General features: G+C 65.9%; 17 protein-coding genes. 3 read left to right on the forward strand and 14 right to left on the reverse strand.

The window, feature by feature from the left end; all coding sequences use genetic code 11:
* Nucleotides 1-946: DUF222 domain-containing protein (locus QQ25_RS00005; RefSeq protein WP_039376745.1), on the reverse strand; the 946-nt coding region annotated here is incomplete at its 3' end.
* Between the two features lie 43 nt (nt 947-989).
* Complete coding sequence (locus tag QQ25_RS00010) at nt 990-1,886, reverse strand: mycobacterial-type methylenetetrahydrofolate reductase (RefSeq protein ID WP_039376746.1); 897 nt, start codon at nt 1,884-1,886, stop codon at nt 990-992.
* Nucleotides 1,887-2,155: 269 nt separating this feature from the next.
* Here QQ25_RS00010 and QQ25_RS00015 point away from each other — a divergent pair, with 269 nt between their 5' ends.
* Together QQ25_RS00015 and QQ25_RS00020 are read left to right on the forward strand one after the other, a co-directional pair.
* Entirely contained in the window at nt 2,156-2,917 is a 762-nt protein-coding gene (locus QQ25_RS00015; RefSeq protein WP_039376486.1) for an alpha/beta hydrolase family protein, read from the forward strand.
* A 9-nt stretch (nt 2,918-2,926) separates the two neighbouring features.
* Nucleotides 2,927-3,379 carry a 6,7-dimethyl-8-ribityllumazine synthase gene (locus QQ25_RS00020; protein ID WP_039326494.1) on the forward strand — a complete coding sequence of 151 codons (453 nt, stop codon included), beginning with the start codon at nt 2,927-2,929 and terminating at the stop codon, nt 3,377-3,379.
* Nucleotides 3,380-3,400: 21 nt separating this feature from the next.
* Here the strand turns inward: QQ25_RS00020 and QQ25_RS00025 are convergent, their stop codons facing one another.
* Nucleotides 3,401-4,762 carry an FAD-dependent oxidoreductase gene (locus tag QQ25_RS00025; protein WP_039376487.1) on the reverse strand — a complete coding sequence of 454 codons (1,362 nt, stop codon included), beginning with the start codon at nt 4,760-4,762 and terminating at the stop codon, nt 3,401-3,403.
* A gap of 78 nt (nt 4,763-4,840) precedes the next feature.
* Nucleotides 4,841-5,755 carry an alpha/beta hydrolase fold domain-containing protein gene (locus QQ25_RS00030; RefSeq protein WP_039376490.1) on the reverse strand — a complete coding sequence of 305 codons (915 nt, stop codon included), beginning with the start codon at nt 5,753-5,755 and terminating at the stop codon, nt 4,841-4,843.
* Between the two features lie 80 nt (nt 5,756-5,835).
* On the opposite strand from QQ25_RS00030, the gene QQ25_RS00035 reads away from it, so the two are divergent.
* Nucleotides 5,836-6,489, forward strand: coding sequence for a TetR/AcrR family transcriptional regulator (locus QQ25_RS00035; protein WP_234706235.1), 654 nt, complete (start codon nt 5,836-5,838; stop codon nt 6,487-6,489).
* On the opposite strand, the gene QQ25_RS00040 is transcribed toward QQ25_RS00035, so the two are convergent.
* The 10 genes from QQ25_RS00040 to QQ25_RS00085 all read right to left on the reverse strand — a co-directional run bounded on the left by QQ25_RS00040 (nt 6,468) and on the right by QQ25_RS00085 (nt 13,979).
* On the reverse strand, nt 6,468-6,902 hold the full coding sequence (locus QQ25_RS00040; protein ID WP_131546044.1) for a hypothetical protein: 435 nt from the start codon (nt 6,900-6,902) through the stop codon (nt 6,468-6,470). The two genes, QQ25_RS00035 and QQ25_RS00040, sit on opposite strands and share 22 nt — an antisense overlap.
* A 72-nt stretch (nt 6,903-6,974) precedes the next feature.
* Nucleotides 6,975-7,514: a hypothetical protein gene (locus QQ25_RS00045; protein ID WP_039327256.1), complete on the reverse strand. Its 540-nt coding sequence runs from the start codon at nt 7,512-7,514 to the stop codon at nt 6,975-6,977.
* 39 nt (nt 7,515-7,553) lie between these two features.
* Nucleotides 7,554-8,804, reverse strand: a complete 1,251-nt coding sequence (locus QQ25_RS00050; protein ID WP_052235524.1) for a cytochrome P450 — start codon at nt 8,802-8,804, stop codon at nt 7,554-7,556.
* The gene (locus QQ25_RS00055; protein ID WP_407661836.1) at nt 8,805-9,227 is read right to left on the reverse strand and encodes a hypothetical protein; all 423 of its coding nucleotides are present in this window, start codon (nt 9,225-9,227) and stop codon (nt 8,805-8,807) included.
* 21 nt (nt 9,228-9,248) lie between these two features.
* Nucleotides 9,249-9,956, reverse strand: a complete 708-nt coding sequence (locus QQ25_RS00060; protein ID WP_101906544.1) for a hypothetical protein — start codon at nt 9,954-9,956, stop codon at nt 9,249-9,251.
* Complete coding sequence (locus tag QQ25_RS31480; RefSeq protein ID WP_039326505.1) at nt 9,941-10,069, reverse strand: hypothetical protein; 129 nt, start codon at nt 10,067-10,069, stop codon at nt 9,941-9,943. Before QQ25_RS31480 ends, QQ25_RS00060 begins: the two co-directional genes overlap by 16 nt.
* Nucleotides 10,066-10,878 (reverse strand): CbbQ/NirQ/NorQ/GpvN family protein, encoded by an 813-nt coding sequence (locus QQ25_RS00070; RefSeq protein WP_039376491.1) that lies wholly within the window; start codon nt 10,876-10,878, stop codon nt 10,066-10,068. Before QQ25_RS00070 ends, QQ25_RS31480 begins: the two co-directional genes overlap by 4 nt.
* Nucleotides 10,879-10,892: 14 nt before the next feature.
* Complete coding sequence (locus tag QQ25_RS00075) at nt 10,893-12,434, reverse strand: nitric oxide reductase activation protein NorD (RefSeq protein WP_201774189.1); 1,542 nt, start codon at nt 12,432-12,434, stop codon at nt 10,893-10,895.
* Between the two features lie 133 nt (nt 12,435-12,567).
* Nucleotides 12,568-13,272 carry a hypothetical protein gene (locus QQ25_RS00080; RefSeq protein WP_082017367.1) on the reverse strand — a complete coding sequence of 235 codons (705 nt, stop codon included), beginning with the start codon at nt 13,270-13,272 and terminating at the stop codon, nt 12,568-12,570.
* Between the two features lie 107 nt (nt 13,273-13,379).
* Nucleotides 13,380-13,979, reverse strand: coding sequence for a TetR family transcriptional regulator (locus QQ25_RS00085; protein ID WP_039376496.1), 600 nt, complete (start codon nt 13,977-13,979; stop codon nt 13,380-13,382).
* Nucleotides 13,980-14,011 lie beyond the last annotated feature (32 nt).

The following is a 14,011-nucleotide window of genomic DNA, read 5'->3' on the forward strand; positions in this document are numbered from 1 at the left end:
TGCCACCACCGCTGACGCCGATCCCGGCGCGGGATTCGAGGTCTTGCAGGGTGGTGCGGATGATCACCGACACCGGCAGCCCGTTGAGCTGACCCAGATCCCCACTCATCAACACGATCCGTCCGATCACCAGCAGCGCATCGTGTTGGCGTTGAGCCAGGCCGCGGTGATCGTTGTCGATCTGAGCTTGGCTCGGGGTGCCACACGTGCAGGGTTCGTCATCGTCGGGGTTGCACATGCCCGGGGCGGCGAACTTGGCGAACAAGACCTCGAACACTGCGGCCGCTTCGGGGGTCATGTTGGCGGTCAGGGCGGTCATCGCATCACGACCCTGTTTGGACACGGTCACGCCGCGTTTGCGGGCGCGTTCAATGTCGTCGGGTTCGGGTCCGTCCTGATCGAGCAGGAACAACCGCAACTCGGCAGTCTCCTTGAGCTCCTTAGGCCCCACCCCGACCGCAACCCTGACCAGGTCGGCCTCGAACTGGTCGCGGGTGGTCTGGTCGACGAACCCGGGCAGATCCCCCACCGCGTCGCGCAACACCTTGACGTGATCACCGGTGAGCAACCCAGCCGCCTGGGCGGCGGCCACCACCGGCAACACCGGGGCCAAAGGTTCCCCGGTCACGGCACGGCGTGGCCCCAACTCGGCAGCCTCGGCCAGCCGGCGGCCGGCCTCAGCACTCGACAGCCGCCACCGGATCCGCAGCACCGCGTTCCAGGATTTGGCGCCCAACTCCCGTGGCGTGGCCTCGGCTTGCAGCTGGGCCAACAACCGATGCAGCGGACCGGGCAGCTGACAGGTCAAGGTTTCGTACTCGTCGAGCACCGCCAACACCTGCGCCCGGGTCAACGCCCCAAAATCACAGGCGGCGAACCCGTCGAACGCGGCCCGCAACCCCGCCACCGCCTCAACCGCACCCGCCTCCATTATTCGAACATACATTCGACCACCGACAAGTACGGCCGTGCTCTAGCTGATCAGCGGACTACCCGAGTCGGTCCGGCGCCCAGTACGCGAGCATCTCGGCGAAGGTCTCGAAAGCCGGCTTCGACACCCCGTAAGCCGCCTCGAAATGGACGCTCAACGGGAAGCCGAGGTCGGCCACCCCATCGATCACCCGCTTGTAGAGGTCGACCATCGCCTTGCGCTTCTCGGCCGGGTCGATTTCGGCCAACCGGCTGACGAACTCCTGCTCGGCGGCCACAGCCTCATTGCCCGGGTCCTGGATGAGCCAGTTGATCAAACCGATCTTGCTCTCCATCTTCGGCACGAAACCGAAGGACAGCAGGATCTCGGGCCGGTGGTCGGAGGTCTTGGCGAACTCGGTCAGGTACTCGACGATGGCATCGGAGTACAGCAACTGGGTCATGCCGTAGGTGGCGCCCTGCTCGCACTTGAAATTGAACCGGCCCTGCTCGCCGTCGCGAGTCGGGATGAGGATGGCGCCCCGGTTGGGGACGAGCTGCTCATAGATCGAGAGGGCGTCCGTCGGCGCGACGCCGTCGCCCTCGCCGTCCTTCATGGTTCGGGGCACGCCGACGAACGCGATGCCCTCGAAACCGGCCCCACTGAGGTCGGTCAGGCGCTTGCCCAGCGAGTCCTGATCCAGGAATGAGGTGACCTGCGTGCACAGACCGCGCATGCCGGGCAGTTCGGGCCGCAGGATGTTCCAGTAGTCCAGGACATCCATTCGCGGTTTCATCTCGATCGGACGGTCGTCGTCCTCGTCGATCATTCCGGGGATCATGACGTGCTTTATCCGGCCTTCGATGCCGGCCTCAGCTGCCAAGGCGAGCACTTTGCGCGCCTCGTCAACCGGGTACTGCACGCCGCGTTCCAGGTTCGGCGGGACGAGCTCCAGCGCGATGGTTTTCAGAGGCACGTATTGCTCCACATCCGACGACATACCTACTCGGGGGCGGGCCACATTGCCCAACACGGACAACGCCCGCAGACCACCGGACATCCCAGACTACGGAGCCGAGCTGGCAACCACGCAGGTACCTCCGCTCAACGTCGCATTTCGGGCTGCATACCGTGCCGGGCTAACTAGAGTGCCGGGCCGCTTCGTGCACGAGCCCACCCAACTGGGATGCCGACGAGCTTCGTGGCGTCGTCGCGGCGCTGCTGCTCCCGTGGTAGACCACCGTCATGGCTGAGCGCGTCACCTTCCCCAGTTCGACGGGCCCGATGCTGGCCGGTGTGATCGATCTCCCCGACGGGCCGGTACGCGGTTGGGGCGTGTTCTCGCACGGTTTCACCCTCGGCAAGGACTCCCCGGCCGCCTCTCGCATCTGCAAGCAGCTGGCCGCCGACGGCATCGGGATGCTGCGCTTCGACGCGTTGGGACTGGGCGATTCCGGAGGCGACTGGGGCGACGGTTCGTTCACCGTCAAGGTCAACGACGTCATCGCAGCGTGCACGTTCATGTCTGAGCGTGGTACGCCCGCCGATATCCTGATCGGGCATTCGTGGGGCGGTTCGGCGGCCATCGCCGCGGCCCGGCAATCCCCCGGCGTGCGGGCCGTTGTGACAGTCGGAGCGCCATTCGACGTCGGCCATGTCGAGCATCAATACGACGCCTGCCTGGAGCAGGTGTTCGCCGAGGGCAGTGGCCAATGGATGGTGGGCGGGAAGACGCTCACACTGAAGCGGTCATTCGTCGAGGATGTCCGGATCGCCGAGCTCCGCGACAAGATCGAGGCCCTCAAGATGCCGTTGCTCATCCTGCACTCCCCCACCGACAACACCGTCAGCATCCAGAACGCCAGCGACATCTTCTGGGCTGCCCGCCATCCGCGGAGCTTCGTCTCTTTGGAAGGATCCGAGCACCTGCTCACCGGGCCCGGGCAGGCCAAACGTGCCGGACGGATCATCGGCGCCTGGGCCGACGCCTACCTCGATGTGCGATAGCGTCGCTGCATGTCTGACGCAGCCTCTCAGATCGCGTTCGTGCAAGCCACCTGGCATCGCAACATCGTCGACAAGGCCCGCGAGGGATTCAGCGCACAGATCCTCACCCACGGCATCGCCGAGGATGCGCTGCAGTTCTTCGAGGTGCCAGGCGCCTTCGAAATTCCGCTCACCGCAAAGCGTCTGGCGCTGACCGGGCGGTACCGGGCCATCGTTGCCGCCGGTCTCGTGGTCGACGGGGGTATCTACCGCCACGACTTCGTGGCAGGCGCGGTGATCGATGGGCTGATGCGGGTGCAACTCGACACCGACATACCGGTGTTCTCGGTGGTGCTCACCCCGCACCATTTCCACGAACACGACGAGCACGTCGACTACTTCACCAGGCACTTCGTCAAGAAGGGCGCCGAGGCGGCCAACGCCGTGGCGGCCACCCTGGCTCTCCACAGCACGTTGGGCTGATCACCGGCAGCGCGGGCCGGGTCAGTCGCGCACCAGGGCGTCGCGGCCGGCCCGGATCATGTCCTCACGCGGGACCACCTTCACCCGTTCGCGCCCCTGTACCTCGCCCAGCGACACCTCGCGAGCGTCGAGTCGCTCCCACTCGGCCCAGGTGGTGTAGTCGACACCATTGGCCGCCAGGTGCGCGAGTATCGCGTCAGGGTCAGCGGTTTCGGGGACGCGGAGACCCGGCAGGTCGTTGAGCAGACTCGTGACGGTCTCGGCGGCATCGGACTTGGTGTGCCCGATCAAGCCGATCGGGCCGCGTTTGATCCATCCCGTCACGTAGGTGGCGTCGATCAACCCTCCGTCGATGTCGAGCACCCGGCCCGCGTCATTCGGCACCACCCCGGCGTGGTGGTCGAACGGCAAGTTCGCCAGATGGGTGGACATGTAGCCGACGGCACGGTACACGGCTTCGACCGGCCAGTCGGTGAATTCTCCTGTGCCGCGGACATTTCCGTCTCCGCAGAGCTCGGTTCGTTCGGTACGAAGGCCGGCGACACGATCCGTGCCCAACACCGCCACCGGCGATTGGCACAGGTGGAGATGGATCCGGTGCGGCGCACCGGTCGGCTCGCGCTGCAGATACTTCATCATGGTGTCCACCACGAGTCTGGTCGACTTGCTCGTGTTGATGGCGTGCTGGCTGGCCTCGTCGATCTCGAAGCCTTCGGGATGCACGATGACGTCGATGCTCGGTGAGTGCGACAGCTCACGAAACTCCATGGGGCTGAACTTGATCTGCGCCGGCCCGCGACGGGCGAAGGCATGGACGTCGGTGGCCTGGTTGGCGGCAAGACCCTGGTAGACGTTGCCGGGGATCTCGGTGCCGAGCTGCTCGTCGGCCGGCTTCGCGAGCATCCGGGCGATGTCGAGCGCCACGTTGCCCGCTCCGAGTACCGCGACGTGTTTCGCGGTCAGCGGCCAGGTGCGGGGCACATCGGGATGCCCGTCGTACCAGGACACGAAGTCGGCAGCGCCGTAGCTTCCCGGCAGGTCGATGCCCGGGATGTCGAGCGCCCGGTCGGCCCTGGCCCCGGTGGAGAAGATCACCGCGTCATAGTGACGCCGGAGATCGGCGAGCCGGAGGTCCGTGCCGTAGTGCACATTGCCGATGAACCGCACGCTGCTCTCATCACGGGAGAGCACCCGGCGCAACGCCTTGATGATCTCCTTGATCCGCGGGTGATCGGGGGCGACGCCGTACCGCACGAGTCCGTAAGGAGCAGGCAGCCGGTCGAATACGTCGACGCGCGCATGCTCGTACTCCTTGGTCAGGATGTCCGCCGCGTAGATACCTGCCGGACCCGCTCCGATGACCGCTACCTGGATCTTCCTCATGACCACCCTTACATATTTAGGTAAGGCAAGCCTAAATAGAGGTGAGGATCCCGCAAGACTTCCCCGACGAGATCCCCGTCACGGTGCGGTGGCGCGGCGGACGTGCCCGGCGATGTGCTCGTAGGCCGTCCGGGTGACCTCGGCATCGTCGCTCATGATGTTGTAGCCGTGGTCGACGCCGGGCACTTCGTAGTACTCGGCCAGAGAGCCGACCGCCTCGAGCTTCTGCGCGTACCGCCAGGCCTCGTCACGCAACCGGTCGTACTCCGCGGTGACGACCAATGCCGGGGCGATGCCCTTGATCCCGTCGGAGTTGGCGCCCCAGGCCGGGGACGCCAACCGGTCGGTGCGCTGCGCACGATCGGGGATGTAGGCGGTGTCGAACACCTCCCCCATCCAGGGCTTCATGATGGCCTTGGCGCCCAGCGGAGAATGTTTGTCCTTGGTGGCGGTGACCAGGTCCAGGGGTGGGTAGTGCAGAACCTGGAGGGCGATCTGCGGTCCGCTCTCGGGACCGGTCTCGAAGGCCAGCCGCGCGGCCGCCGCCGACAAGCTCCCACCCGCACTCTGCCCTCCGACGCACAACCTGCCGCCGTCCCAGTCCCGCTCTGGCGCCGAGGCCCAATCCAGAACGTCGTAGATCTGTTCGACCGGGGTGGGAAACCGGCGGTGCGGGGCAAGCAGGTAATCGACATTGACCACAACGACATTCGCGTTGGCGGCGAGAAATCGGCACCACGGGTCATCCTGTTCGCGATGCCCGACGACGAATCCACCGCCGTGCACGTTCACGTATACCGCAGGCGTCGCCACGTCGGCCGCAGGGTGATACACCGTGGCGGCTACTTTCCCGTGCCGGGTGGGGATGTCGATCAGCGTTGTACGCCCGGGGATTTCGGGAAACCGTACGCCGGGTTTGGGAGCCGGATTGACGGCCGCGGAGAACAACCGAGCCAGGGCATCGGCCACCATGGGTGTGGACAGAATGGACACGGGCTCCCACGCTACTGGTGGGCGGAATCAGCCCTGGCCTCGCCAGCTTCGTCGCCGAGTGTCGATAGTTAACATGAATCGTGTTCGCATCAGCCGTGTGCGACGATTTCCAGGTGGTCACCCACAAGCCACTACGGCGACGCCAACCTGTGCAGGAGCGCAGCAGACGACGTGTCGAACGAATCCGCGCGGCAGCCCTCGAGCTGCTCGAGACGCAGGGCGTAGACGCTGTCACCACTCGGGCAATCGCCCATCGAGCCGATGTCCCGGTAGCCACGGTCTATCAGTTCTTTCCGAACCGCGATGCGATCCTTCAGGAGATCGTCTCCGACCACCTCGACCGGCGTGACGCCGAGGGCGCCGCGATATTGGCCGCGCTCGTGCCGACAAGTTTGGCCGAGGTGACGCACGAGATCTTCGAGTTTCACTATGAGCACCTGCGCAACCATCCACACCTGGTCAACCTGCACTACGCCAGCCTGGCCAGCGGCCTGATCGCCGACCCCCGGGCGCGCCGGGCGGAGTTCGCCAACGCCCTGCACTCCGCGCTGCTGCGATGGGGGCTGCTGCGCGAGGGGACGGACCCCCTGGTCACCATGGTTGCCGTGGAGATGGGCGATCGCCTGTTGCAGATGGCTTTCCACGCCGGCCCCGACAAGGACCGCGCGATACTGACCGAGGCAGAACAGGCTCTGACCCAGTACCTGCAGGCCTACGCCGCGCCAAGCGCCTGACCGGTTGCGCGGCCGTGCTTGGCCAGGGCGAATCGGACCAGCGTGCCGACAAATCGATCGAGTTCGGCGGCCCGGGCGCTGAGACGCGGCCGGGAGATCCAGTGCGTCCCGCAGCGTTCGAACATCGCAGCCTCGACTGGCGCGTCGAATATCGGGATCACCACGCCCGGCGCCGACGCGCTGCGCCAGCCCTCGACCAGGTGCACCTGCAGCGGCCCGCCGTCGAGTCGGCGTACCCGCACCGTCGAGGCTGTCACCGCGACGACCAGGATCGTGGTCGCGAAGTCGCCGCCGATGCCCACCTGAACCGCGTCATCGACAAGCGGAACGGTGAGGCGAAGTGTCCCCGGGCCGAGTTGGTCCACGAGCCGGTCGAGATCGGCAGTACCCACAGCCGGCGAACACGTACGCATACCGTTAATGATTATCATTTTCATCGCTTGCCCTCAACTATGCGGGCAAATGCGCTGTTCAGCGGCGTTGGATCAGCGACGGGGCCCGCTGCCACCGACTTCGGCGGCAAGCGGTGGCGGAAGCGGAGTGGTGGGCGTGGCCGCTGCTGTCGCGGGAGCCGGAGCCGCACCCGGGGACTTCGCGGTGCCCTGCGCAGCCGGCGCCCCCGAGCCGTGGAAGTCGACCATCGCCTCTTCCCGGATCACCTTCTCCCCGACACTGACCACCAGTGACTTCGAGGTCACCAGGTACTCGATGCCGGCATTCTCGACTCGAAACGCGCCCTGGTCGTTACGGGTCGCGGGCACGATCAGCTTGGCGCCGTCACGCAGCCGGACCCCGCGGTACTCGTACTTGCCGCCGGGCACCGAGCAGATCGCCACCCGCGAGGCGTCGGTGCTGCCGAACACCACGGTCGCCTCCGCACTGGCACACCGCGCCGTGGAATCGACGTAGCCGCGGCCGTCACTGGCCGGGGCGGCCGAGGCCGACGGAATTCCCACCGCGAGCAACGAGACTCCCGCCGTCACCGCAGCGGTGAGACAGCGACGCGGGGACCAGACACCAGACATCGACACCACTGAACCACGGGTTTGCTGCTTACGGCAGCGTCAGCACCGAGATACCACCGAATCGTTAGGTCCCCGCAACACAGTCGATCTCCGGGCCGGCGTGAACACGACGGGGACCCGACGGTAGCCGCGCGTAACGGAATTGCCGTGGAACACCGCTGCGGCGGCGGGATCCGACCTGACATCCGGCATCCGGGCCAGCACCTGTTCGAGGCCGATGGCGAACTCCAGCCGGGCCAGGTTGGAGCCGAGACACCGGTGCACGCCGACTCCGAATCCGAGGTGTCGATTGGCCGGACGATCCAGCACACAACGATCCGGATCAGGGAACTGCGTGGCATCGCGGTTGGCCGCCGCATAGTTCAGCAGAACCGAATCACCCGGGCAGAAGGTGCGCCCACTCAGTTCGACCTGCTCGGCCACGGTCCTGGGCAAGCCGTGAATGGAACCGGCGAACCGGATGAACTCTTCGACCGCCCTTGGCAGGATCTCCGGCTCGGAGATCAGCCGGTCGCGTTCACCGGGGTGGGTGGCCAGATAGTGGAACGCGAAAGACATTGCGCTGGCGGTGGTTTCCAGCCCTGCCTGGACCAGCAAGATGGCGTTGGCCACGACGTCGTTGAACGGCAGCGGTTCTCCGTCGATCTCGGCATGCAGCAGCACGTCGATCATGTCGTCGCGCTCGGGTGCGCCCACGCGGGCCGACACCGCATCGTGCAGATGCTGATACAGCCCGCCCCAAGCCAGCATCCGGCCCTGCTCGGTGTCGCCGTTGAGCGCGGTGTCGACCAGCTCGAGGCACAGCGGCACGTCCTCGACCGGCATCCCGAGCAGGTACTTGAAGAACACGACGCCCGGCTGCTGCCAGGCCACCTGGGCCAGATCCCCCGAGCCCTGCTCGATGAACCCATCGAGCAGCACATCGGTTTCCATGCGGATCTGCGGTGTCAGCGCCTTCATCCTGGCTGGGGAGAAGTACGGGTTGAGCACCTTACGGAACTTCTGCTGCCGCGGCGGATCGAGCGTGATCACCAGGTCGCCGCCGGCCTGCTCGGCACCCTCGGGCGTCGGGTTGCTGGAGAAGTGCTGCCAGTCCTGGGCGATCCGGTAGCACTCGTCGTAGCCGAGCGCGACCCACGCGCCGTCCGTGGGGAAGAACGGCACCTCGGTGTGCGCGATCGGAGCCTGTCGGCGCATCACCGAGTACACCTCGTACAGGAGGTCATGGTCGTTGAAGTCCTCATGGCGCAGATCCCAGTTGCGGGCATGCTCGTCAGCCGACTTGGGCATCTATCTACCCTGCTCCTGAGTCTGGGCCTGGCGGGCCAGGCGTTCCTCGTGACGGCGCACCAGTTCGCGGAAGCCCAACCGGTCGTACTTCGGAGTCGGTTGAATGCCCCACTCGTCGCGGGCGGTGTCCTTCCCCTCGGCGCCCTCGGGCGGTCCGAACATCGGGTACGGATGCTTGCACTCGAGCGTGTCGTCGGAGTAGCGGACCTTGAGCAGCTCGCTGCAGATCTCGGTCATGCTCAACGTCGGGTACCCGTAGTAGACCGCCATGAACGGCAACGTAAATGCGCCCTCAACGACCAGGGCCACCAGGCACACCAGGACGGCGCGCTTGATCCACTTGTGCATGTTCGCGTAGTACGGGGTGGTGCCCGGCGGCAGATCCTGCGCCGGGTCCTTCTCGGTTTCGGCAGATGTCGACACCATGTGCTCCTTGGAAGATGTTCAGTCGGAGAAGATTTCGCGGTTGACCGTGTGTAGATACGGGATCGCCAGGAACGGGGTGATGTAGAAGATGTCGTAGAGCCACCAGCCGATCACCGGGAAGATCACCCCGGCGTAGCGCACGTCGGCGAACATCGTCATGTTGAACACGTAGACGCACCAGATGACCACGCCCATCCAGCAGGTGACGATCATCCACTGGTGTCCCCAGCGCTTCATCTGCAAGAACCCGATGGCGGCGGCGCAGCGCATCGCGAAGACCGTGATGATCATGCCGAAGACCATCGACTTCTCACCCGGCCCGGAGGCGCCACCGATCCACAGTTCGTTGTAGTGCCAGAAGTATCCGGCGTCGAACATGTTGCCCCAGCCGATCATCAGCACCCGGTTGATCAGCGTGTGGTTGGCCACCAGATCCAGTGCCCAGCCCAGGCTGTTGAGTGCACCGTCGATCAGCACCAGGTAACCGATCAACGTGACGATCATGGGGCGCACCGATAATCCCGCACGCTGGGCCTGGCGCTGCAGCCACACCCCGCGCATGAAGATCGGGAAGCCGATCAGACCGGGAATCCACATGCCCATCAACAGCGCCCCGACGATCATCCACTTGTCGGCCCGGCGCTGGGCCAGCCGGGACTGCTCATGGTGATCTTCCAACGTCACCGAATCCGGTTGGGTCAGCGGCACGTTCACAGGTCCCACCAGCCTCGGGCGAAGGACATGTACATCTGGATACAGAACATCGTGAACAGATAGCCGTAGATGACAACCTGCAGAACAATCAACGCGCGCTTGCGCTTTCGCTCTTGTTCGTTCATCTGACTCCCTTTCCTGGGTCTTGGGCCGCGCCGTCGAGCAGGCCGGCAGCGGCGACTTCACGCAGCCCGTCGCTGATCGCACCGTCGGTGCTCAGCGGGGCCAGCACGCAGGCCTGCGCGGCGTCGAGTTCGGACGCGCCCTCGGCGACCAACTGTGCGGCGGTCACCAGCACGCGGGTCGAGGGCGGTTCGAAGTGGAACGCGGCGTCGGCGGTGCGGATCGCCGTCGCGCACGCCACCAGGCGCACCGCGGTCTCGCGGCCCACCCCGGTCTCCGCCACGATCACCTCGGCCTCTCGCTCCGGCGGCAGGTAGCTCATCGGCAGCGTCGCGAACCGTTGCCGGAACGACGGTTTGAGCTCTTTGAGCGAGCTGCGGTAGGCCGGGTTGTACGAGCACACCAGCATGAAGGTGTCCGGCGCCCGCACCACCTCGCCGGCCCGGTCCAGGTACAGCGCACGACGGTGATCGGTGAGCGAATGCAGGATGGCCAGCGAGTCATGGCGGGCCTCGACCACCTCGTCCAAGTAGCAGATCGCGCCGGTCTTGACCGCGCGGGTCAACGGTCCGTCAGTCCAGACCACGTCACCTCCGGTCACCATGAACCGGCCCACCAGATCCGAGCTGGTGAGGTCGTCGTGGCAACTGATCGTCACCACGGGCCGCTGCAGCAGCGACCCCATGTGCTCGACGAGCCGCGTCTTGCCGCAGCCTGTCGGCCCGGTCAGCATCACCGGGATTCGGCGGGCGTAGGCCTGCTCGAAGAGCTGAACCTCGTTGCCGTTGGCGAAATACGTGTCCTTGCTCATCTTCTCCTCACAGTTCAGGCGGCGACCAGTTCGCGATGCACGTGCGCCAGCACGCGCGGAAGCTCCTCGACGTGGCGGATTCGTTGAGATCGCCGCGGTCCGAACACCTCGGGCAGCGGGTCGACGCGGGTGGGCCCGACCCCGACGTAGTACACGGCCACACCGGCGTCGTTCGCCTCCTCGACCGCATGCGCGGTGTCCGCCCACGCGTAGCGGCCCTCGTAACCCTCATCGGAGATCAGCCCGTCGCCGATCACGATCAGTAGGCGCCGCTCCGACGGTTGGGCCAGCAGCCGATTGGTCAGATGCCGCAACGGTGCACCGAGGCGGGTGTATCCCCCGGTGACCAGCCCGGCCGCACTCGGTGGGACGTACCGGCGGTCCTCGAAGTCCTTGAGGCACTGCACTTCCACCCGGTGCCGGGTGTTGCCGGTGAACACGAAGATGCCGTGGCGTTCCCGGGCCTGGGTCATGGCCCGCGACAACGCGTCGGCGCACGCCAGCTCGAGACGGAAGATGCGCCCACCGTGCACGCCGAGTGACGAACTGCCGTCGAGCAGGAGCGCGGTGGACACATCCCGGCTGCTGGGCAACAGCTCCCGGAACACCCGGGGCTCGGCCGCCTCGCCGGTCACCACGTCGATGTGGTGGCGCACATAGGAATCCACGTCCAGATCCGACCCGTCCTCCAGGCGGTCGGTCATCGCCCGGTGGGTGTGCTCGGCGAACCAGGCCCGCAGATCGGCCGATACCGGTGCCGATTCGCGGCCGCGCGGTGGCTTGGCATGCTCGACGACGGCGACGTGGTCGCGCAGAAAACTCTCCGTCCATGCATTCCACTCGGGGTACGGAATTCCCGGGCGGTGCAGCGGGGTGACGTCGAGGTCGTTGTCCTGCGGCCGGCTCGGCGGCGGCAGATTGGGGTTGCGCACGCCGCCGTCGCCGCCGACGGGCACGGAATATGGCCGGGGCAGGCGCTTTTGGCTACTGGTCCACGGCATCCGGCCGAACCTGCGGCGCAATCCGTCGGTCAGTCCGGCCGGTGCTGTGTAGGCCACGGGCAGGCGCCCCAGCAGCGGGTCCACCTGCACGGGACCGCTGCGCGCCAGCTCCACCGCCTGCCGCAGCATGTCGGCGGCCGGCGTATCACCGTCGGATTGCTCCAGCTGCGGTAGCAGTCTTCGGATTTCGGAAACCAGACCCGGCCATCGAGACGCGATCCAGCCGAGCGCCACCCCGGCTTCCACCAACGCCAGGGCCTGCAGCTCACGGCCAGAAAGCTCACCCAATCGGTAGTGCACCAGCCGTTCCTTGGACGGCGCACACTGCAGCGCCACCCCGCACGTCAACGTTCGTCGGGTCCAGGTGGGCGGGGCAGCCGGATAGGGCACCAGCACGAAGTCCAGCGCCGCGTTCAGTCCGAACGCACGCTGCTCTCCGGTCACCAGCCGCACCCCGCAACGACGGCCGGCGCTCAGGGCGACGGCGGTCACGGCACAGCTGCGTTCGACGGTGAGTGCGTCGTTGTCGGCCATCGGCTCAGAACGTGCCGATATTGGAGAACATCCAGTACCAGAACCAGATGATCAGGGCGGTCCCGCCCCATGCGCCGATGTACCGGCAGATTTCCCAGAACATGTCCAGAACACTCCCTCGTTCTATTTCTGACTTGAGTCAATAATTGAGGCGTCAGTCCGTGAAGATCTCGCGGTTGACGGTGTGTAGGTACGGGATCGCCAGGAACGGGGTGATGTAGAAGATGTCGTAGAGCCACCAGCCGATCACCGGGAAGATCACCCCGGCGTAGCGCACGTCGGCGAACATCGTCATGTTGAACACATAGCCGCACCAGATGACCACGCCCATCCAGCAGGTGACGATCATCCACTGCTGCCCCCAGCGCTTCATCTGCAAGAAGCCGATGCCCGCGGCGATCCGCATGGTGAACACCGTGAGGATGAGGGCGACCTCCCAGGCCTTCTCCCCCGGGCCGCCCGCGCCGCCCACCCACAGCTCGTTGAAATGCCAGAAGTAGCCGGCGTCAAACATGTTGCCCCAGCCCGTCAAAAGCACCCTGGCCAGCAAGGAGTGGTTGCCGATCAGGTCCAGTGACCAGCCCATCGCGTTGATCGCGGCGTCGATGATGACCAGATAGCCGAGCAGGGTGACCATCATCGGCCGCACCGACAACCCGTCCCGCTGGGCACGCCGCAGCAACCACACGCCGCGCAGGAAGATCGGCAGTCCGACGATGCCCAGCACGGCGCTGCCGATCAGCAGCGATCCGGCGATGAGCCATTTGTCAGCCTGCCGCTGCGCCAGCCGGGACTGCTCGTCGTGGTCGGCCGCCGACAAATCGCGCGCACCGGCCGCAGCCGTGCCGCGCGATCTGATGGTCGGCGGATTCAAGGGTCCTCCTGGCGAGCCGGTGACGAACTGTTGACTGACTATAGTCAACGATATGCCGGCTGGACAGGGGGCCCGCGGACGGAGTTTCGGGACTAGCGCGCCAGGCTGCGCATCGTCCTGACGACGTAGTCGTCCAGCAGGGCGTCGCGGGTGGGCCAATCGTTGGTCGTGATCAACAACGCGTAGAAGCCGAGCAGAAAGAACACCGCGCTGTTCCACGGGTTCACGTCGGCGGCCACCTCGCCCTGTTGTTGGGCCAGTTCGATCTCGCGCGCCACCCCGGAGATGACCGGGTGTTCCTGGCTGTCCGACGTGGGCGGCCGTGTCTGTGAGAAGTGCAGGGCCAGAAAGTCTTTGAACAACACATTGCCGAGCCGGCGTTCGAGCCCGACCACCAGGCGCATGGCTTCGCGCAGCCCGCCTTCGAGGCTGTGCGGCTTCTTGAGGAACTGGTTGTACTGCTTGGCGATGCGTTCTTCTTCACGTTGCTCGAGCTCGAGCAGCACATGTTCCTTGGTGGGGAAATGAAAGAAGAACGTGCCGTGCGCCACGCCGGCCGCCGCCACGATGGCGGCCACGTCCGCCTCGGCCATGCCCGCGCGCTTGAACTCTGCGATCGCCGCACCCATCAATCGCTCACGCGTCTGCAGGCGTTTCGCCTCGCGCGCAGACAGCCCGTCTGCCATAGCCATTCCATTCCTCCGCTTGGACCTGATACCAACGA

The sequence above is a fragment of the Mycolicibacterium setense genome (assembly GCF_000805385.1).
Taxonomy (GTDB): Bacteria; Actinomycetota; Actinomycetes; order Mycobacteriales; family Mycobacteriaceae; genus Mycobacterium; species Mycobacterium setense.

Excerpts from the sequence above, each read along its gene's own strand:
- QQ25_RS00025 (WP_039376487.1), bottom strand. The coding sequence starts at position 4,762 with ATGAGGAAGATCCAGGTAGCGGTCATCGGAGCGGGTCCGGCAGGTATC.
- QQ25_RS00045 (WP_039327256.1), bottom strand. The coding sequence starts at position 7,514 with ATGTCTGGTGTCTGGTCCCCGCGTCGCTGTCTCACCGCTGCGGTGACG.
- QQ25_RS00020 (WP_039326494.1), top strand. The coding sequence starts at position 2,927 with ATGTCTGACGCAGCCTCTCAGATCGCGTTCGTGCAAGCCACCTGGCAT.
- QQ25_RS00040 (WP_131546044.1), bottom strand. The coding sequence starts at position 6,902 with ATGCGTACGTGTTCGCCGGCTGTGGGTACTGCCGATCTCGACCGGCTC.
- QQ25_RS00070 (WP_039376491.1), bottom strand. The coding sequence starts at position 10,878 with ATGAGCAAGGACACGTATTTCGCCAACGGCAACGAGGTTCAGCTCTTC.
- QQ25_RS00050 (WP_052235524.1), bottom strand. The coding sequence starts at position 8,804 with ATGCCCAAGTCGGCTGACGAGCATGCCCGCAACTGGGATCTGCGCCAT.
- QQ25_RS31480 (WP_039326505.1), bottom strand. The coding sequence starts at position 10,069 with ATGAACGAACAAGAGCGAAAGCGCAAGCGCGCGTTGATTGTTCTGCAG.
- QQ25_RS00015 (WP_039376486.1), top strand. The coding sequence starts at position 2,156 with ATGGCTGAGCGCGTCACCTTCCCCAGTTCGACGGGCCCGATGCTGGCC.
- QQ25_RS00085 (WP_039376496.1), bottom strand. The coding sequence starts at position 13,979 with ATGGCTATGGCAGACGGGCTGTCTGCGCGCGAGGCGAAACGCCTGCAG.